Below are 20,459 nucleotides of genomic sequence, written 5' to 3'. Positions count from 1 at the left end.
GAGCCTGTCGAGGATCATACCGTCCAACCGTACTGCATACCCCTGAAATGGCTCCTCCCTTTTTTGAAAGGGAGGTGGATCCCGAGTCATCGGGATTCGGAGGGTTAAAAGTTCCGGAAGGTCACTTCGAGTGGCCCCTATTAAAATTGAGATCATCTCAAAAACCCTCAAAAGACATAAGACCAAATCAAAAAATCCTTGTCAGTCCGAGCCTGTCGAGGACTATCCTTTTAATTTTGATATCTGGAAGAGAAAGGAAAATTACTTTTTAAAAGGCTTTCCCAAATACACCAATTGAAAGCCTTTTTCAATTTTGGCTATATTTTTATTATAAGACGAAATAATTTCAAAAACACCTCTATGGTCTTTTACCAATATGGGAGTCATGTCCTCGTTTTCATTAATTATTTCGATAAGTTCTTCGTAATGCTTTCTGTTTTTAATTTCAATTTCATGAATAGAAGGATATTTAAGTGCTATCTCGGTAAGTGTATTAAAGTCCTCTGTATTAGAAAACAAGCCCTCTTTCGGAATACTTTCCGGGTCGTTCATTTCTTCGGCAGTAATAAGCCTGAACGTTCCGTTCTCTCCAAATTGTTCGCTAAACTTATTAATGGCATAGTCATTAATGGCTGCACTTCCGGTAAGCGCCATTAAAAATCCAACGTCGTTTAATTCAATATTATCCTCTAGTTTTACAGAGTATATATCTGTGTTAATGGCCTCCAGCCCCATGTCCTGTGCTGCCTTAACATTATTTTGATTACTGTCAATAAACACAACATGCCTGTCATTATCAAATAAATATTTACCTATCAGCCTGGATACCGGAGAGGCTCCAACAATTAAAATTCCATAGGAATTCTTTAAAAACACCCCAATAATTCTGGCAAAAAACCGGGCCGTGGTGGCATTAAGTAGCACTGTACCAAGAACAACCATAAATACTAAAGGCGTGATATATTCGGCACCCTCAACACCCGCCTTTACTAATTTACTGCCAAACAGAGAAGCTATACCTGCGGCTACAATTCCTCTTGGACCCACCCAGCTGATAAATAGTTTGTCGTTTATCTTTAAGGTGGATTTGGCAGTACATATAAAAACAGACAAGGGCCTTAAAATAAACACAACAGCAGCAAAAACTATGGCGGTGTTCCAGTTATACAGCAACCTCATGTCTTCAATATTGATATTAGCCGCCAGAAGAATAAAAAGAATTGAAATGAGTAAGACGCTGAGCGATTCTTTAAAATACAGTAACTCTTTTATGTTTTCTAATTTTCCGTTGCCTAACACCATCCCCATAACTACCACAGCCAATAATCCGGACTCATGCGCAAAAATTTCAGACTCCACAAACACCAGTAATACTGTAGATAAAGACACCACATTTAACAGGTAATGCGGAATTAGTTTTTTATTGATCACAAAAGCCAGGGCGTGCGCAAACGTAAACCCGAATGTGGTGCCGAAAAGTAAAATTTTCCCAAACTCTATAAGGGCGGTTTTGGTAAAGCCACCGTCACCCTCAACACTGATAAACTCAAATACCAATACGGCTACCAAAGCCCCTATGGGGTCTATTAAGATCCCCTCCCATTTTAGCACGGTTGATATATCTTTTTTAAGCGGAATGTTCCTTAAAATGGGGGTAATAACCGTGGGGCCTGTAACAATTATTAATGCAGAGAACAAAAAACACAGTTCCCAGCTAAGGCCAAAAATAAAATGCGCAAGTAAACCGCCGCCTATAAATGTTATGGCGGAACCCAGTGTAATTAACTTTGTTATTACCGGGCCTAAGCTTTTAATTTCTGATCGCTTTAAGGTTAAGCCACCTTCAAAAAGAATAATACTAATAGCCAACGACACAAAATAATACAGTCCATCGCCCGGGAACAAGCCCTTTTCACCGTTCCAAATGGGCTCAATCCACTTCTGCCCGTCACTACTTAAATAGGCTGCAGCAATAGGGCCAACCAATAGACCAATTAATATTAAAGGTAAAATTGCCGGAAGTTTAAATTTCCAGGCAAACCACTGCGCTAAAATTCCGAGAATAATAATTCCGGCAAGTTCTAACATATAATCATTGTTTTATGAGATCACTAATTTAAGTAAAACCAACGATTTTATTTTTTTAAAAAAATACTATCTTTCAACTTTCAACAACTAACTGGAATAATTTGAGTTTAAAACCATTTAACACTATTGGTATGGGGGCTGCTTTTTCGCCCAACTTAAAAGCAAACCTGTACGAAGCAGCCAGGTTGTCGCTTTTTTTTAATTGTAAACTGGTTTTAATTCATATAGGCGAATCTTCGGAAGACAAACTAAAAACCCTCAAAGTCTTTTTAAATGCTTTTAAAAAGGACAACCTGGAATACGACGTGGTTTTTAAACCCGGTGATCCGGTGGATGCCATCTTATCTGTTACCGAAGAAAAAAATATTGACCTCTTAATTCTCGGAGCGGTACAGCGTGAGCGCTTTATCAAATACTATGTAGGGTCCATTGCCAGGAAAATTACCAGGAAAGCCAGGTGCTCTGTTTTATTATTGATCAAACCTTCGGTGGAGCGCGTTCGATGTCAGCATATTGTAGTTAACGGGCTAAAAGACCCTAAAACCGAACAAACTATCAAAGCGGCTTTTTATGTGGGGAAGCAATTAGAAGCTGAAAAGATCACTATTGTTGAAGAGATTAAGCAGGAACAGGTTACTGTTAAAGTGGATGACGATAAATCATTGCGAAAAGCCAATATCATGAAAGAGCGCATCAGGATGCGTGAAAATTTGAGAATTAAAGAGATCATTGAGCATATCCCTGAAAAATATACTAAAGACATTGCTATAAAATCACAGCCCATTTTTGGTAAACAAGGGTATTCCATCGGGCATTATGCCCAAATTTCCAGGGCCGATCTATTAGTTATGAATGCCCCCAGTAAAATGACTTTTTGGGATCGTTTGTTCCCGCATGATATAGAACATATTTTAACCGAACTTCCAACTGACGTCCTGATGCTTCAATGAGCCCCAAAAAGAATAACATAAAAGACTTTTTTACGGCATTACCAAAAAACGTGTTTTCCGGGTTTGTGGTAAGCCTTATTGCATTGCCACTGGGTCTGGGATTAGCCATGGCCAGTGATGCACCGCCTATTGCCGGTATTATTGCCGCTATTGTAGGGGGTATTGTGGTGGCGATTCTCGGGGGAAGCCACGTGACTATCGCCGGACCGGGAAATGGTTTGGTTGGTGTACTTTTAGTGGCCATTACAACCTTAGGTTTAGACAGTGCCTATGCCGCTGTTGTCTGTTCCGGAGTGCTTATTATGCTATTAGGATTCTTCAGGATGGGAAAATTAGCAGATTTCTTCCCCTCCTCTGCCATTCAGGGTATGTTAGCTGCCATAGGGCTCATCATTTTGGGAAAACAGTTTCATATCATGCTGGCCCATAAGATCAAACGGGAAGATACTTTAGACTATCTCATTGAGATCCCATATACGCTCAATGATATGATCCATTATGAAAATAAAGGGCTTATCTATGCAGCATTGGCAGGTATTTTAAGTTTAACGATCATGACCTTTTATGCCAAGCTTAGGAATAAATTTTTCCAGTTGATTCCCGCTCCCATGTGGATTGTTATTTTGTCCATTGGGTTTAGTTATTATTTTGAGTTAGTCCTGCACGAAGAAAACCCTATTTCAAAACAATATATGATCTCCGGGATCCCGGAAATCCAGCAAATTATTGCAGATATACAAATGCCTTTGTTCTCCAAAGTTGGCACCATATCGTTTTGGTCCAGTGTGTTGGCCATTACCTTAATCGCCAGTATAGAATCCCTATTAAGTATTAAAGCCGTTGATAAATTAGACCCTGAAAAACGGCGTTCCAATGTCAACAGGGATTTAAAAGCACTTGGATTGGCGACGGTTGGAAGTGGGTTTTTAGGTGGACTTAACGTTGTTACCGTAATTGCTCGAAGCTCGGTAAACGTTAATAATGGCGCTACCAACAGCTCTTCAAACTTTGCACATGCTACGTTTTTAGTATTGTTTATCGTATTGTTCAGTACACAATTAACACGTATTCCGTTACCGGCACTCATGGCTATTTTGGTATATACCGGTTATAAATTGGCCTCTCCAAAAATCATTAGAAAAATATTCTCCATTGGTAAAGAGCAACTTATTATCTTTTTTGTTACCCTGTTAATTACCTTAAAAATAGGGCTGATTTCAGGTATTCTCTCAGGTGTTGTAACCACTTTTATCATTCACATTATTCTTAATAAAAGCCTGTCATTGTTTCTTAGAAATGTGTTAAAACCTAATGTTCTGATGTACCAGGAAGCCGAAGGCGACCATAACTTTTATGTAAGCGTAAAACACTTTTGCAGCTTTTTAAATTATTATAAGCTGAAGGACAAACTGGATGCCATTCCGGAAGACCATGATGTGATTGTGGATTTTTCACTATGCAGCTTTGTAGACCATACCGTTATGGAAAACATGCATAATTACCAGGAGTTATTTAAAAAACGTGGCGGTCATTTTGATGTGATCGGTTTGGATATGCACGATACCGATTCTGAACACCCGTTTGCTTTAAGGCGTTTACTGCCGGTGCCAAATATTATAAAAAACAATTTGACCAGGCGTCAAACCAGTATGGAAGAACTTGCGGCAGATTATGACCTACATTACAATTCTGAAAAACAAAAAGAAGTCGACTTTTTAAACAGTTTCCTGTTTTTCAATACCAAGCACATCAATCATATTTATAATCAGTTATCCTATAAAAAGGGGGTTATTAATTTATTTGATATCGAGTTTTCCGAAGGTGAATTTATAGCCAAAGAGGTTGTCAGGTCAACTATGTTGCATATAAAGCTTGATGAAGCCATTCCTGAGTTTACACTGGACAGGGAGGGCTTTTTAGAAAAGGTCTATGCGTTTGCGGGCTTTAAAGATATTCCTATTCAGGACCACTCTGATTTTTCAAGACGATTCTATTTATTGGGAGATAACGAAGACGCCATTAAAAAGTTCTTTAATGACGATTTAATCCACTTTTTTGAAAGTAATCCGTATTACCATGTCGAGTCTAACGGTACCTCTTTATTGATCTTCGGAAAAGAACGATTGGCCAGTGTTAAAGAGATCAAGGCCTTATTTGATTTTGGAAAACGCCTTAGAGAGGTAGTTTCAAACATTTAAATGCATTTTTTGCTTCAAAACTCTTAATAAATTCTTAACTTTTCTTAGGTATTGTTTGAGATTTCTTAATTTTACTCACAAAATGAAAGTTTAGTGCGCTGAGGCCGGCTTCAAAATTAAGAATAGTTTTTAATGGAATGCCTCATTTACTTACTCCGTGGTAGTTTACTATGAATTTATACCCTATAAATGCAGGAAATTTTAAGCTGGATGGTGGTGCTATGTTTGGTGTGGTCCCTAAATCGCTTTGGCAAAAAACCAATCCCGCAGATGCCAATAATATGATCGATCTTACGGCACGTTGTTTGCTGATAGAAGATGGTAACAGGTTGATATTGATAGACAACGGCATGGGTAATAAACAATCGGATAAGTTTTTTGGATATTATCACCTCTGGGGGGATCACTCTTTGGACAAATCGCTCAAAAATTATGGTTTCCACAGAGATGATGTTACCGATGTATTCCTGACGCACCTTCATTTTGATCATTGCGGTGGCAGCATTCAATGGAACAAAGACAGAACAGGTTACGAGCCAGCCTTTAAAAATGCTCATTTTTGGAGCAATCAAGACCACTGGCAATGGGCCACACAACCCAACAGGCGGGAAAGGGCCTCATTTTTGAAAGAAAACATTTTGCCCATGGAAGTAAGCGGCCAGTTAAAATTTACAGCCGTTCCGGAAAGTGATACTTTAAAAAACTCAGCATTAGGTTTCGATATTCTCTTTGTTGACGGACATACTGATAAACAGATGATCCCCATGATCCGTTATAAAGAAAAAACCATTGTTTTTATGGCAGACTTACTGCCAACAGCAGGGCACTTGCCATTGCCTTACGTCATGGGATATGATACAAGACCGTTGCTAACACTGGATGAAAAAGAAAAATTTCTAAATTTAGCCGCAGATAAAGAGTATTATTTGTTCCTGGAACACGATGCTCATAATGACATAATAACAGTAAAAAAAACAGAAAAGGGCGTGAGACTAAAAGCCAAGTATTCCGCTCAGGATATATTCAATTAAAATTTAATAAGAGTACATATGAGAACATTTAAAGCGTTAACCGTTGCAGCATTTTCAGCTATCATAATTTCAAGTTGTGGTTCTGCGGAAATTATTTCTACGCCTATTGAAAACGTTGACAAAAATCCGTTAAAGGTTTCGGAATTAACAAAAGCAGAAAAAGAAAACTGGGGACACCTGGATTTGGTAAAAGACACCATTCCCGGAATGAGTGTAGATAAGGCCTATGCCGAAATTATTAAGAACAGAAAAGGCAAAAAGGTCATTGTGGCGGTTATTGACTCCGGAATTGATATTGACCATGAAGATTTGGACGGTGTGATCTGGGTGAACAAAAAAGAAAAGCCTGGCAACGGGATTGACGATGATAAAAACGGTTATATTGACGATATTCACGGATGGAACTTTTTAGGGGATGGTTATGACGAACAACTGGAATTTATTAGAATTTTAGCCAGTGGCGATAAAAGTAATCCTGATTATGCCAGAGCGCAGGCTGAATACGACAAAGAACTCCCTAAATGGCAGGAACGTAAAACACGTTACGACCAAATACTCATGCAGGTAAAAAGTGCACACGAAACCTTAACGGCTCATTTTGGTAAAGAAGATTATACCAAAGAAGAAGTTAACGCTATAAAAACCGAGGATCAAGGGTTGCAGCAAACGGTGCAATTAGCTAAATACATGTACAGTAACGGTTTAGATTCCCTAGAAGAGGCTGTTAAAGAGCTTACTGACGGATTGGAAAGCATTAACGAGCGCTTGAATTATCACCTAAACAAAACCTTTAAAGGGCGTGTTAACGGGGATGACCCGGACAATTTTTCAACTAAATATTACGGTAACGGTAATGTAAAACCGGTTAAGAAAAGTGAAAGCCACGGAACACATGTTGCCGGTATCATTGCTGCAGAACGCAACAATGGTTTAGGGGCCAATGGTGTTGCTAACAACGTAGAGATCATGTGTGTTAGAACCGTACCAAATGGTGATGAATATGACAAAGATGTAGCCTTATCCATTCGCTATGCAGTTGATAACGGCGCCAAAGTGATCAACGGCAGTTTTGGAAAGAGCTTTTCACCGCACAATGCCTACGTGCGTGAAGCTATTGCTTATGCCAGTGACAATGATGTGGTGTTTGTACATGCGGCCGGAAACGATAGCAAAGATGTAGATACGGAGCCTAATTTCCCTGATGACAATGTAGACTATGTAGAAGTATCAAACAGCTACATCAGGGTTGGAGCTTTGGCACCTAAATACGGCTCTAATATGCTGGCTGGTTTTTCAAACTACGGTAAGAAAAACGTGGATGTTTTTGCACCAGGGGCTTCGGTTTACTCAACCACGCCTGAAAACGAATATATGACCAAAGGCGGAACATCTATGGCAGCTCCGGGTGTTGCAGGTATTGCCGCTTTAATTCGTTCTTATTATCCTAAATTAAGCGCTGCCCAGGTAAAACAGATCATAATGGATTCCGGTCTGGCCATTAATACCAAAGTTATTGTTGGTGGTAATAGCGACGATGTACGTCCGTTTGCGGATGTAGTGAAATCCGGTAAAATAGCCAATGCTTACAATGCATTAATTATGGCTTCAAAAGTATCGAAAGCGAATTAATTTAAATTATAATTCAACTATTTCCGTAATTATAAATAAATATGGTTGTCATGCTGAACTTGTTTCAGCATCTCATAATAAATATGAACCTCTGTTTTAAACCATAAATCAATGTATCGTTTTCTTTTTGCTCTATTTTGTGTGGTTTTGTTATGGGCTTGTGGCGGGGCTAAAACCAATACCGTAACAAATCCGCCTGCGCCAACACCGCCAATAACACCTGAAACGCCAAACACCGTTTCTACCTATTGGCAACAACATGTGGATTATAAAATGGCCATTGATATGGATGTAAACACCTATCAATACAAAGGAAAACAAACCCTGGTGTACACTAATAATTCACCAGATGTTTTAAACAGGGTGTATTACCATTTGTATTTTAATGCGTTTCAACCGGGAAGTGAAATGGATGTACGTTCTCGCACCATTGCAGACCCGGACCCGAGAGTTGGTGATAGAATCAGTAAACTGAAACCCGATGAAATCGGGTATATAAAAGTACGGTCGTTAAAACAGAACGGCCTTGTTTTAAATCATGAAACCGTTGGTACCGTATTGGAGGTGGATCTGGCAAAACCCATACAACCGGGAGAAAAAGTAACTTTTGATATGATTTTTGACGCTCAGGTGCCCGTTCAGATCCGTCGTTCCGGGAGGAACAATAAGGAAGGGGTGGCCCTGTCTATGGCGCAATGGTATCCCAAACTGGCCGAATATGATTTTGAAGGGTGGCATGCCGACCCCTATATCGGACGTGAATTTCACGGGGTTTGGGGGGATTTCGATGTGAAACTCACCATTGATAAAAACTACGTGGTTGGAGGTTCCGGTTACTTGCAAAACCCCAATGAAATAGGCCATGGTTACGAAACCGGGACCGTAAACAGGCCAAACTCCAATAAATTGACCTGGCATTTTAAAGCACCCAATGTACATGATTTTACCTGGGCTGCAGACCCGGACTATATTCATGACATAATGGAAGTGCCTAACGGCCCGACACTTCACTTTTTTTATAAAAGTACTTTAGATGCAGAAAGAAAGGCCTATTGGAAAAAGATGCAACCCAAAACGGTGGAGCTCATGCAATTTTTTAGCGAGCAGATCGGTGCCTACCCTTATGACCAATATTCTGTGATCCAGGGAGGTGACGGCGGTATGGAATATGCCATGTGCACCCTTATTACCGGCGTGCGTAGTTATGGCAGTTTGGTAGGTGTTACGGCCCATGAAATGGCACACAGCTGGTTTCAGTTTGTTCTAGCCACCAATGAAGCTAAACACGAATGGATGGATGAAGGGTTTACGGATTATTACAGTGATGCTGCGGTGAACCTCGTTTTAAAACAGGGTAAAAAAAATCCCTCTGCCTCCGCCTACACTAACTATGTTTATTTGGCTAATTCAGGGGCAGAACAACCGCTTACCACCCACGCGGACCGGTATCGCTTTAATCAGGCCTATGGTATAGCTGCCTATAGTAAAGGAGCAGTGTTTTTAGCACAATTGGGGTACATCATTGGTGAAGACAACCTTAAGAAAACCGTAAAAAAATATTACAGCGATTGGGCTTTTAAACACCCAACGCCTAACAGCATTATCCGTACTGCCGAAAAAGTGTCCGGGCTGGAACTGGACTGGTATTTAATAGATTTTGCTCAAACTACCAACACCATAGATTATGGCATTAGATCTGTTGAAGGTAATACCATTACTTTAGAGCGTATTGGCCTAATGCCGATGCCTATTGATCTAAGGGTTACCTATACCGATGGTGCTGTGGAAGATTTCTATATACCGCTACAAATGATGCGTGGTGAAAAACCAACCTCAGCTACCATCATTTCAGATTGGGCCTGGGCCTACCCTACCTATACTTTTAAAACATCTAAAGCCGTTAAAGGTGTGGAAATTGATCCAAGTGGTTTGCTGGCGGATGTAAATAAGACGAATAATAAGAAGTAGTTTGTTGAACTTTAATAAGTTTGGGAAAACTAACTTTAGCTTTAATTAGAAAACGACTTTAAGGAATCTAAGTTCAGGGGAAAAACTGCGAATCAGACCTTTTTTGAAATATTTACACTGCAAATTTCAGACAAAGGAACTTCTAAAGCCTGACTTATTTTATATAAAGTGTGGATTGTGGCATTAGTCCTTCCTTTCTCAATTCTTGAAATATTTGTTGTGTCAATTCGAGCCTCTATTTTACCGACCAAATCTACCTGCGTAAAACCTTTTTCCAGCCTAATTCTTTTTATGTTCTGACCTACAATTTTTAAAACTTCTGATTTTTTCATACTTGTCATATTTGACAAGTCAAGAAAAGGTTTATATTTGCATATATTAATGCCATATATGACAAGTTTTATAAAAAAGCAGGATATAGATTTTTCGAAATTAACTAATGATTGTTCTCTAACACCAGAGGAATTTGCCCAATACCTGGATTTGGGAATTGAGATGTTATTTTATGTAGAAGAGGATACTTTTGACCGAAAAGATGTTCAGAATGTTGTTTATGCGATAAAAAGAATTATTGATAATTTGAGGAAATTAGAATAACTAAAGCTGAGAACGTATAAAAGTCACGGCTAAAGTATGTAATAGTAAAATCAGAAAATTCCCCTAATTTTACCCAGGCTTATCTTATTTTACTATCTTAGTGTTTACACAACCAATCTTATACCAAACGTAAGCTACAATTTGAAAAATGAACGAAACCATTATGTCAGAAAAAGATAAATTAAACGGACTTTATATTCTGTTAGTAATCGTAGTTATTATTTGGATTTCTTCGGTATTTATTATTCCTTGCTTCTTATCGGATTTAGAGAAAAGAGCGCTATTAGGAGACAGTTTTGGAACGATTAACAGTTTGTTTTCAGGATTAGCTTTTGCTGGAATTATTTACACCATTTTATTACAGAGAAAAGAACTTGCCTTACAACGTCAAGAATTAAAGGAAACAAGATTAGAACTTGAACGTTCTGCCAATGCTCAAGAAAAATCTGAAAGACAACAAAGGAGGCAATCTGAAAATTTAAAAATAACAGCAAAGCTAAATGCTTTAAGCACCTTAGTTAGTTATTATTCTAATGTAGAGGAAAAAACGAAAAACTTTAACGGAGCTAAATACCGAGAAGCACAAAATGAACAGGAAAGATACATCGCACGCATTAAAGAGTTGTTAAATAGAAAAGAAGGATATAACGATTAAACAAAAAGGTATAACTGCAAATATCTAGACTGGATAAACTTGAAAGGTTCTGACAGAATTCAAAAAGTTGAACTAAATGCTGTCTACAAAAATCTTGATGAAAGTTACACCGTTATTGACTGTTTTACAAGTGAAAACAATTCAACATATAATTATTAGCATTACATTCATTTTACAGAAAGAAACCGAATAAAAACTGCAACTAACAATGGCTATAAGTAATTGCTTGTTCTCGCCTACTTCTGAAAATCCTTAAGGATTTTCTAATAGTTCGTTCCATTTTTGCTAAGTTAGTTGCTTAACCACGCAACTATCCTTACACAAATCGTTGTAGTGCATTAGAATCAACCTATGAAAATTAAACAAACATTTAAAACCATTACCAAAATCACAAAAGAACTTTTGGAATCTGGAGAGAATGAAAAGGTTGATTATAAACGAGATTTGAAAGGTTTAAAATCTGAAGATTTGGTTGCTTTTGCTAATTCAGATATTGGAGGAATTATTCTTATTGGCGTTGATGAAAAATCAAATGGCAAAACACAAATAGGAGAAATTTATGGTTGTGACACTTCTGATAAATCTCGACTTGTTATTATGTCCAAAGCTTTAGCTTGTATACCACCAATTTCATTGTCGATTTATGTAGAAAATACGGATGACAAACCAATATTTAGATTAGAAATTCCAAGTGGTATTCAAAAACCTCATTGTACAAGTAGCGGAACATATAAAATCAGAAAAGATGGTAGAAACGCTGTTTTAACACCAAATGAAATTCTCGAAATCTATTTAGTCAAAGAAGCTAAGAAATTCAATAAACAGTTTAAAAAAGCTACTAAACATCTTGTAGATAATATCGACAATATCACGTCTACAATTGATTTTATGGAATCAAATATTAGTTCAAAAGTTGAGAATATATCGAGTCTATTAGATTGGACAGAAATGTCAGCTTCTGATACAAAAAGTACAGTTGATACAATAGATTCTTATGTCAAAATAATACTTAAAGAACAAAGAGATACTGAAAGTAGAGTGAAATCTTTAATTGAACACCACGAAATTAAAGACCCAGTTAGACTGCATTATATGAGTGAAATAGCATCCAATTTAGTGGAACAATACGAAAAGGATGAAGAATTATTTCAAAAAGCCATGAAAGGCGAAATATCATTTGAGGATGACTCTAAATGGAATTTAACAGACGAGGACAAAAAACTTATTGTTAAACGTTCAGCAGAATACTTATACGAAAAAAGAAATCCTAAAACGGAAAGTGATGAAGAAGAATAACGCACTACAACAATGTATAACCGCAATTTATTCACAGTTTGTGATTTTGTAAAAGGAGTTCATCGGTCGCTGCGCTCTGGTCGGCGGATTCGACTACCCTTCGACAAGCTCAGGAACCACGGATTATCCACAACGAAATCATAGCCGAAAACGTTGGCAGCCATTAAAGAAAGTAATCAATAGAAAAAACACATTGAATATAGATTTAAGAAAAACAAGCATCAGCGATTTGCAAACTCTTTTCGAATTTCGACTAGATAAAGATGCAAATTATTTAGCTGCATTCACTTCAGAAAATCCTACTGATAAAAAAGCTTACATTGAAAAGTGGACAAGATTATTATCTGAAGAAAAAGTGCATGTAAAAACTATACTTTTAGATAGTGAGATTGTAGGCAGTATAGCTAAATTTGAAATGAATGGAAATGCAGAAATCACCTATTGGATTGGAAAGGAATTTTGGGGTAAGGGAATTGCAAGTAGTGCACTTAAAAAATTTCTTGAAGTTGAAAAAGTAAGACCGATTTATGGTCGAGTTGCGTTTGATAATGTAGGTTCCATAAAGGTTTTAGAGAATTGTGGATTTTCTAAAATCGGAACTGAAAAAGGATTTGCTAATGCTCGTGCGAAAAAAATTAGGGAATTTGTATTTGAATTAAAATAAAAAACGAACTGCCAACAAGGTGTAAAAATAATTGCGTGGTTCCAGCCTACTCGGAAAATCCTGCGGATTTTCCTCTAGTTTGTTCCAATTTTGTTAAGTTGGTTACTTAATCACGCAACCATCCCTAGACAAACCGTTGTGTGCCATATTCCGACACAAATGACATAAGAATGACGCATTAAAGACGCAACATAAATGAAAGAATTCAGAATACTTTTACTTCAAATTAAATTTATATAAAAATGAATGATTTGAATTTAGCACAAAGAGTAAAAGATTTAAGAAATCAAAAGGGAATGACCCAAGAATTATTAGCTGAAAATTCTGGATTAAGTTTAAGAACAATTCAACGTATAGAAAATAATGAAACGGTACCGAGAGGAGATTCTTTAAAGCTATTAGCAATTGCCCTGAATACAACGCCTGATGATATCATTGATTGGAAAATACAAGAAGACAAAGGGTATTTAACACTAATGAGTTTATCTGCATTAGGATTCTTATTCTTTCCGATATTGGGAATCATTATACCATTGATTTTTTGGATACTTAAAAAAGATAAATTAAAAAACGTAAATGAGCTCGGTAAATCAATTTTAAATTTTGAAATTACTTGGTCAATTTTGTTTTTCTCCTATTTTATTTTTTTATTTTCAGGATTACTAGGTGTAATAATGAAATATATTAGTCCTGAGAATAACGCAGTTAGTATCATAAAAATTTATATTCCTGTAGTAATATTATATATTTATAATGCCACAATAATAGTTTTGAATACTATCAGAGTGTCTAGAAATAAAAAGACTAGATATATTCCTGCGTTAAGAATATTTAAATAAAAAAGTGCGTCACACTATACAGTGTAGAAATAATTGCTTGGTTCTTGCCTACTCGGAAAATCCTGCGGATTTTCACGCAACAAACCATAGCCCAACCGTTATGCCTCATATAATGGACGAAATTCGATAAATCAATGAATGAGAAATTAAAAGCATATATTTTATTTTACTTCATATTAATAAGTTTTGGATGCTCATTACCTAAAAAACAACTATTAATACAAGATGTAAACGGAACTCATCAATTAGCCAAAAATAAAATTTGGCTATCACACGAACATATTTTAGTCGATTTTATAGGAGCAGACAGTATTCAAACTTCTAACCGGAACCATGATTCAATAATTTATGAAGTAATTCCATATCTCAATGAGCTTAAAGATTTCAATGTAGATTATTTTGTTGATGCCACACCAAATTACCTCGGAAGAGATGTACTTCTACTTGAAAAAATAGCAAACAAAACTGGTATTAAAATAATTACGAACACAGGTCTATATGGTGCACAAAGGGATAAGTTTATTCCGAAATATGCAAAAGAGAGTACTGCAGAAAACCTTGCCCAAATGTGGATTAAAGAATACACACTTGGCATTGATGGGACTTCGATCAAACCCGGCTTTATAAAAATTGGCATTGACAACTCAGACACCTTAAGCATTATGCATCAAAAGTTGGTAAAAGCAGCAGCTCTTACACATTTAAACACTGGTTTAACTATAGCTTCACATACAGGAAAGGCGGCAGGATTATGGCCGCAATTAGATATTCTTAAAGAAATGGGAGTTTCGGTTGAGGCTTTTATTTGGGTACATGCCCAGAATGAGAACAACAATGACAACTATCTTAAAGCAGCAAAAACAGGGTGCTGGATAAGTCTTGATGGATTAGGCTGGGACTTAGAAAAACATGTTGAAAAAATCTTGTTTGCTAAAACAAATGGTATTTTAGATAGAATTTTAATTTCACACGATGCTGGTTGGTATGATCCACAAAAAAAAACTCAAACTATAAAACCATACACAGCTATTTTCAAAAAACTCTATCCTGAGCTCAAATCGAGAGGATTTACAGATGATGAATTTAATACATTGATTTCAGTTAATCCTTCAAAAGCATTCTCGATAGAAATCAGAAGCGCTCCTTTAGATGAAAATAATAAATAATTAACGAGGCATAACATCAGCTACATGTTAATGCTCGCATTCACTTCGCACTGCATGTAGCCGGACCGTTGTGGTTAATGTGACAAATAAAACTGAAATAGAATTATGAGCATTAAAAAAATTATTCTGATTTTAATTGGATTTGTTATCACCATTGGTCTTATATCATATCTTCTTTTTACCTCCATTTTTTATGACTCTTTTGAATCCAGAACTTTTAATTCTGAAGAATGGAAAAAAGAAAAGTATAATCGGGTGGAATTAGTGGACGATTTAATTGAATCTAAAATATTGGATTCACTTGTTCAAATGGAATTATTAAACCTACTAGGAAAACCAGAAAAAGAACCTACTTATTTTAAAGAAAATGGAAGAAATTTAGTTTATCATCTGGGCCCAGAAAGAGGATTGGGAATAGACAGTGAATGGTTATTAATATAGCTAAAAAATGGCTATGTCAATAAATATGAAATCTGGCATGACTAATAAACACTAACCACAAAAAGGTGTATAGCTCATTGCGGCTAAATTCCTTAAACAGAATTCATTGTAATTTGTTATCTTTAGTTTACGGCGGAAAATCAGCTATGATTTTCCGCAACAAGCCATACACAAAACCGTGGTGCTTAATACAAAACACTCTGCTATATTTGAACTTTATAAGAGAAATTTGTAATCTTGTACTCTAATTAAATTTTATGTCTATTACATCTGTAATATCATATTCGGATATTGTAAAATAGATAGTCAATTTTCTTTGACTATCACCATTCTTTACTTCAGGTAATAATCTGAAGCATTTCTACTTATTCACATTTTACAAATAAACACATCAATTGTGGACGCTTTTGTGTTTAAATTGATTTATAAATATCGTATTGTTTACAATATTTTAAAACACACAGAATATGAAATTAGAACATTTCGGATATAACAACAAAATAGAAAAACTAAGAATTCAACATAATCTAGTAGACTTTGAAATTGGGAGAATTATTTCAGAGCATAAGGAAAGATATATTGTTAAAACTGAAAAAGGGGAATTTGATGCAGAAATTACAGGAAACTTAAGATATACTGCAAATACTCGTGAAGATTTTCCAGCTGTAGGAGATTGGGTTACAATTTCTGAATATGATGATAATAAAGTTCTCATACATTCTATTTTTCCCAGAAAAACCATCATTGAAAGACAGGCAATTGGCAAACAAGGAGAGAAACAAATCATAGCAACAAATATTGACTTTGCTTTTGTAATACAAGCAGTTGACAATGATTTTAATATCAATCGAGTAGAAAGATATCTTACAATTTGCAATGTATCGAATGTAAAACCGATTATCATTCTAAATAAAATTGACTTGATAAACGATACTGCTTTGACCGATTTAATGTTCAGAGTTCAAGAAAGAGTGAAGCATGTACCAATAATTGCTATAAGTAATAAGTCTCAAAAAGGGATTGAGAAAGTGAAAGCATATATAGTAAAGGGCAAAACTTACTGTTTGTTGGGTTCGTCAGGAGTAGGAAAATCAAGCCTTCTAAACAATCTTTCGGGTAAACAACTGATGAAAACAAATACGATTAGCACAAGTACAAATAAAGGACGACACGTTACAAGCCACCGAGAATTAATAGTTCTTGAAAATGGTGGAATTATAATTGACAATCCAGGAATAAGAGAAGTGGGTATCACAGATTCAGTTGGAGGGTTGGAAAAAACATTTGAAAAAATAGTTGAGCTATCTAAAAACTGTAAATTTAAAGATTGTACTCATACAATAGAAATCGATTGTGCTGTTATGGCAGCCGTTGAAAGTGAAAAAGTAGATAAATTGTTCTATGAAAATTATCTGAAAATGAAACGAGAAAAAGAACATTTTGAATCAACGGTAGCTGAAAAACGCAAAAAGGACAAAAATTTTGGAAAAATGGTTAAGCAATTTAAAAATTTAAAAAAATCAAATAAGTACTAAGCACAACAACGTGTATAAGCAATAGCGGTTTGGGTGTCAACTCAAGCCGCTATTTCATTTAATTAAAGTATATTGTAAACTAAAAAGTAGTCTCCATAAATCCGCTACTACTCATACACAAGACTGTTGTGCTGTATTATAAAAAGCTTGTTATGTAATGATTAAACAAATCAAAATATTCTCAGGCATTCATGCTCTGATCATCATCTTATCATTCTTTGTTGCTTGTAAAAATTACAATGATGTACCATATGCTTACAAATCGCCTGAAAAGTTAAATGACAATTTGCAGGTAGCGAATATTTCTGTTGTAAATATTGATTCTGCCCTGATTTATCAAACTATCAAAAGGATCAAAGGAGGAGCATTAGGGCAAACACATTCCCTTTTAATTTTTAGAGACAACAAGCTTGTCGTGGAAGAGTATTTTTCCGGTAACCGGTATCTCTGGGAAGCCCCAAATCATTATGGAGAATACATAACGTGGAAACACAATGATTTGCATAACATAATGTCTGTAAACAAAAGCATAACTTCTGCTTGTATAGGTATTGCTATTGACAAGGGAATGATTGAATCAGTTAATCAATCGATTTTTGATTATTTACCGGATCATCGGCATCTTAAAAAAGACGGAAAAGAAAACATAACGATAGAGCATCTCTTAACGATGACTTCTGGTTTAGCATGGACAGAATGGGGAACCAGTTATAGTGATATCGAAAATCCCATCATCGGAATATGGTATTCAGATAAAGATCCTGTTTCATTCATTTTAGAGGCACCATTGGCTCATGAACCCGGGACTCATTTTTCTTATTTCGGAGGACATCAAATACTTTTAGGTGAAATATTGAAAAATGCAACAAATTATCGTATTGATGATTTTTCATCCAAATATTTATTCGAACCGATGGGAATAGATAGTGTTCAATGGACTAATACATTTAGCAATGGCGTGATTGAATGTGCTGGAAACCTAAAAATGAAACCAAGAGACATGTTAAAATTTGGTATTACGTTTCTAAATGAAGGAAAATGGAATCAGACCAAATTGTTATCAAAAAATTGGGTAACAAATTCTTCAAAACCGTACACAAATAATACTGGCATAAAAATACCAGGTGAAGATTCGGGAAAAGTAGGATATGCTTACTCCTGGTGGACAAAAAAGCACACAACCGGAGGTGAGCAGATAGATATTTTTATGGCTTCTGGGTGGGGTGGGCAAAAAATCATCGTAATACCAGAAAAACAAGCTGTGGTGGTTTTTACAGGTGGGCAATATAATTCCGGAACAAAACAGTTTAGCCTTTTGGCGGATTGTATAATACCAACGATGAAATAAAAACACAGCACAACAATGTATAACCGCAATTACTGCGGATTCGACTGCCCTTCGACCTAGCTCAGGACAGGCTCAAGCGAATCCACTCTGAATTGCTAACAACAGTTCTAAACCGAAAAACATTAACTTTAATCACGTAACTGACGGTTATACGAGACCGTTGTGAGTAATTTGTGAAAACAGCAAAATTTGTGATTTTTACCAATTTTTGGTAAATCTGATAGAATTAATTAGAAATGAAAAATACATCCATATCACTCGGAAATTACTTTGACCAATTTGTTAAAAGCCAAGTTTCGGCTGGACGATATAAAAACGTAAGTGAAGTAATCAGAGCTGGACTTAGACTTTTAGAAAACGAAGAAAGTAAAGCTATTGCATTGAGAAATGCAATTCAAGAAGGGATTGACAGTGGAATTGCGCACGATTTTGACCCAGACAGACATCTTCAGGAATTAAAAGCCAAACGTAAAAAGAATGGCTAAATATGAACTGACCAATAAAGCTGTTGAAGATTTGACCGGAATTTGGGAATACACAATTGAGAAATGATCCGAATAACAAGCGGACCGATATTATAACTTAATATTGGACAGTTGCCAGGACATTGCCAATAATCCTGAACTAGGAAAAATTATGACGGAATAACAAATGACCTGTTCGGACTTAAAACTAGTGGACATATCATTTTCTATCGTAAACGAATTGACCAGCCGATTGAAATTACGAGAATTTTACATGGTCAAATGGATTTAAAAAAATAGAATAGCCGAATGAAAAAACTACACGGAACATTGGCTTTAATTTTAAAAGCACTCTAAAAGTAAACGTTTAAGTTTACTTTTTTTATTTTTTGTTAACATATGTGTTTACTTTTGTATATATTTGTAAACTAATATGTTTACATTATCTTTATTTTGTAAACTTATAGATTTACAAAAAATGAGAAATAAACGAAAACTTTTAATTGAGCAATTGGACCATAAGCTACAACCATTCTCTGAATCCAGAAAGGTCCTGGTCCCGGAACGTGGATGGATAAATACAATTCGGACAGCGCTTAATATGACCATGGCCCAACTTGGGACCAAATTAAATATAACGAGACAAGGTGTAAAAAGAATTGAAGAAAGCGAAGCCAATGGAACAATAACGCTTAATTCCTTAAAAGATGTAGCCAATGCAATGGACTTAAAGTTAGTATATGCACTGGTCCCAAAAAATGAGACCATCGATGATCTAATACAAATAAAAGCAGAAAAACTGGCCCAAAAGATAGTGTTACGGACCAATCAAAATATGAAATTAGAAGACCAGGGAATTGGAGATGAAAAGATAGCCAAAACCATAAAGGAGCTTGCTGATGATATAAAGCGAGAAATGAGAAAGTCATTATGGGATTAGAATTAGACTATAAAGATGGCCAAACACCATTAGACGAAGAAGAAAAGGAAGGCCTTAAAATAAAGTCAATTACTACTCAAGAAGAACTTGATGAATTTGAGCAATTGAACATTGAGAAGGCCGTTGAATGGACGATTCATACAAAATTAAGATCTGAAAATATTTTGACCGAAAAGTTTATCAAAAACTTGCACAAACGAATGTATAGTGATGTATGGAAATGGGCAGGTGAGTTTAGGCAAACCGAAAAAAATATCGGGATTCCGTGGGTACAAATCACAATTGAATTAAAGAATTTACTTGACGACACAAAGTATTGGATTGAAAACAAAACCTATTCACCTGAAGAAGTTGCTATTAGATTTAAACACCGAATCGTATCTATTCATTGTTTCCCCAACGGAAATGGAAGGCATTCAAGAATGATGGCAGACATAATTATCGAATCAATATTTGGTAGAGAAGTATTCTCGTGGCATCAATCAAATATGGTCAAAGCGAACAAAATAAGGAAAGAGTATATTGACGCCTTAAAAAAAGCTGATAATGGAAACATTGAACCATTAATTACATTTGCAAAAAACTAAAGCCAATACCTTGTATAATGCTTTGCTTCCGGTTTTCCTATTGGAGCATTTTTTGGACTTATG

Annotated in this window: 19 protein-coding genes and 1 pseudogene; 18 read left to right on the top strand and 2 right to left on the bottom strand. The window is 36.0% G+C overall.

The features are described 5' to 3' along the window. Positions 1-261 precede the first annotated feature (261 nt). Entirely contained in the window at positions 262-2,088 is a 1,827-nt protein-coding gene (locus Q0983_RS03985; protein ID WP_299549060.1) for a sodium:proton antiporter, read from the bottom strand. A 101-nt stretch (positions 2,089-2,189) separates the two neighbouring features. Here Q0983_RS03985 and Q0983_RS03980 point away from each other — a divergent pair, with 101 nt between their 5' ends. The 5 genes from Q0983_RS03980 (at position 2,190) to Q0983_RS03960 (ending at position 9,864) form a co-directional block, all read left to right on the top strand. Continuing rightward, positions 2,190-3,038, top strand: a complete 849-nt coding sequence (locus Q0983_RS03980) for a universal stress protein (RefSeq protein ID WP_299549057.1) — start codon at positions 2,190-2,192, stop codon at positions 3,036-3,038. After that, a complete protein-coding gene (locus Q0983_RS03975) occupies positions 3,035-5,236 on the top strand; it encodes a SulP family inorganic anion transporter (RefSeq protein WP_299549054.1) in 2,202 nt (733 codons plus the stop codon). The genes Q0983_RS03980 and Q0983_RS03975 overlap by 4 nt, the downstream gene beginning before the upstream one ends. Before the next feature lie 170 nt (positions 5,237-5,406). Then, entirely contained in the window at positions 5,407-6,267 is an 861-nt protein-coding gene (locus tag Q0983_RS03970) for an MBL fold metallo-hydrolase (RefSeq protein ID WP_299549051.1), read from the top strand. A gap of 18 nt (positions 6,268-6,285) precedes the next feature. Beyond that, entirely contained in the window at positions 6,286-7,896 is a 1,611-nt protein-coding gene (locus tag Q0983_RS03965) for a S8 family peptidase (protein WP_299549048.1), read from the top strand. Positions 7,897-8,007: 111 nt separating this feature from the next. Continuing rightward, positions 8,008-9,864, top strand: a complete 1,857-nt coding sequence (locus Q0983_RS03960) for a M1 family metallopeptidase (RefSeq protein WP_299549045.1) — start codon at positions 8,008-8,010, stop codon at positions 9,862-9,864. 92 nt (positions 9,865-9,956) lie between these two features. Here the strand turns inward: Q0983_RS03960 and Q0983_RS03955 are convergent, their stop codons facing one another. Beyond that, positions 9,957-10,196 (bottom strand): helix-turn-helix transcriptional regulator, encoded by a 240-nt coding sequence (locus Q0983_RS03955; protein WP_299549043.1) that lies wholly within the window; start codon positions 10,194-10,196, stop codon positions 9,957-9,959. A gap of 58 nt (positions 10,197-10,254) precedes the next feature. Between Q0983_RS03955 and Q0983_RS03950 the strand changes: the two genes are divergently transcribed. From Q0983_RS03950 to Q0983_RS03890, 13 genes and pseudogenes are all read left to right on the top strand, one after another. Further along, the gene (locus tag Q0983_RS03950; protein ID WP_299549040.1) at positions 10,255-10,461 is read left to right on the top strand and encodes a hypothetical protein; all 207 of its coding nucleotides are present in this window, start codon (positions 10,255-10,257) and stop codon (positions 10,459-10,461) included. A gap of 148 nt (positions 10,462-10,609) precedes the next feature. After that, on the top strand, positions 10,610-11,116 hold the full coding sequence (locus Q0983_RS03945) for a hypothetical protein (RefSeq protein WP_299549038.1): 507 nt from the start codon (positions 10,610-10,612) through the stop codon (positions 11,114-11,116). A 351-nt stretch (positions 11,117-11,467) separates the two neighbouring features. Next, positions 11,468-12,412 (top strand): ATP-binding protein, encoded by a 945-nt coding sequence (locus tag Q0983_RS03940; protein ID WP_299549036.1) that lies wholly within the window; start codon positions 11,468-11,470, stop codon positions 12,410-12,412. 193 nt (positions 12,413-12,605) lie between these two features. Further along, entirely contained in the window at positions 12,606-13,076 is a 471-nt protein-coding gene (locus Q0983_RS03935) for a GNAT family N-acetyltransferase (protein ID WP_299549034.1), read from the top strand. 242 nt (positions 13,077-13,318) lie between these two features. Beyond that, entirely contained in the window at positions 13,319-13,915 is a 597-nt protein-coding gene (locus Q0983_RS03930; protein ID WP_299549032.1) for a helix-turn-helix domain-containing protein, read from the top strand. Positions 13,916-14,049: 134 nt separating this feature from the next. Further along, a complete protein-coding gene (locus tag Q0983_RS03925; protein ID WP_299549030.1) occupies positions 14,050-15,081 on the top strand; it encodes a phosphotriesterase in 1,032 nt (343 codons plus the stop codon). Positions 15,082-15,186: 105 nt separating this feature from the next. Continuing rightward, complete coding sequence (locus Q0983_RS03920; RefSeq protein WP_299549026.1) at positions 15,187-15,522, top strand: hypothetical protein; 336 nt, start codon at positions 15,187-15,189, stop codon at positions 15,520-15,522. A 467-nt stretch (positions 15,523-15,989) separates the two neighbouring features. Continuing rightward, the gene (gene rsgA / locus Q0983_RS03915) at positions 15,990-17,057 is read left to right on the top strand and encodes a ribosome small subunit-dependent GTPase A (protein ID WP_299549023.1); all 1,068 of its coding nucleotides are present in this window, start codon (positions 15,990-15,992) and stop codon (positions 17,055-17,057) included. A gap of 157 nt (positions 17,058-17,214) precedes the next feature. Continuing rightward, positions 17,215-18,405 (top strand): serine hydrolase, encoded by a 1,191-nt coding sequence (locus tag Q0983_RS03910; RefSeq protein ID WP_299549020.1) that lies wholly within the window; start codon positions 17,215-17,217, stop codon positions 18,403-18,405. Positions 18,406-18,641: 236 nt separating this feature from the next. After that, complete coding sequence (locus Q0983_RS03905; protein ID WP_299549018.1) at positions 18,642-18,890, top strand: type II toxin-antitoxin system ParD family antitoxin; 249 nt, start codon at positions 18,642-18,644, stop codon at positions 18,888-18,890. Beyond that, positions 18,883-19,169 (top strand): annotated as a pseudogene (locus Q0983_RS03900) (type II toxin-antitoxin system RelE/ParE family toxin). The gene Q0983_RS03905 and the pseudogene Q0983_RS03900 overlap by 8 nt, the downstream one beginning before the upstream one ends. A gap of 178 nt (positions 19,170-19,347) precedes the next feature. After that, complete coding sequence (locus Q0983_RS03895; RefSeq protein WP_299549015.1) at positions 19,348-19,809, top strand: mobile mystery protein A; 462 nt, start codon at positions 19,348-19,350, stop codon at positions 19,807-19,809. Next, positions 19,800-20,396 (top strand): mobile mystery protein B, encoded by a 597-nt coding sequence (locus Q0983_RS03890; protein WP_299549012.1) that lies wholly within the window; start codon positions 19,800-19,802, stop codon positions 20,394-20,396. The genes Q0983_RS03895 and Q0983_RS03890 overlap by 10 nt, the downstream gene beginning before the upstream one ends. Positions 20,397-20,459: the final 63 nt, after the last annotated feature.

This window comes from Seonamhaeicola sp. (assembly GCF_028281565.1).
Classification (GTDB): Bacteria; Bacteroidota; Bacteroidia; order Flavobacteriales; family Flavobacteriaceae; genus Seonamhaeicola.
The sequence above is the reverse complement of the archived record's forward strand: the minus strand, read 5'-3'. Positions and strand labels throughout refer to the sequence as shown.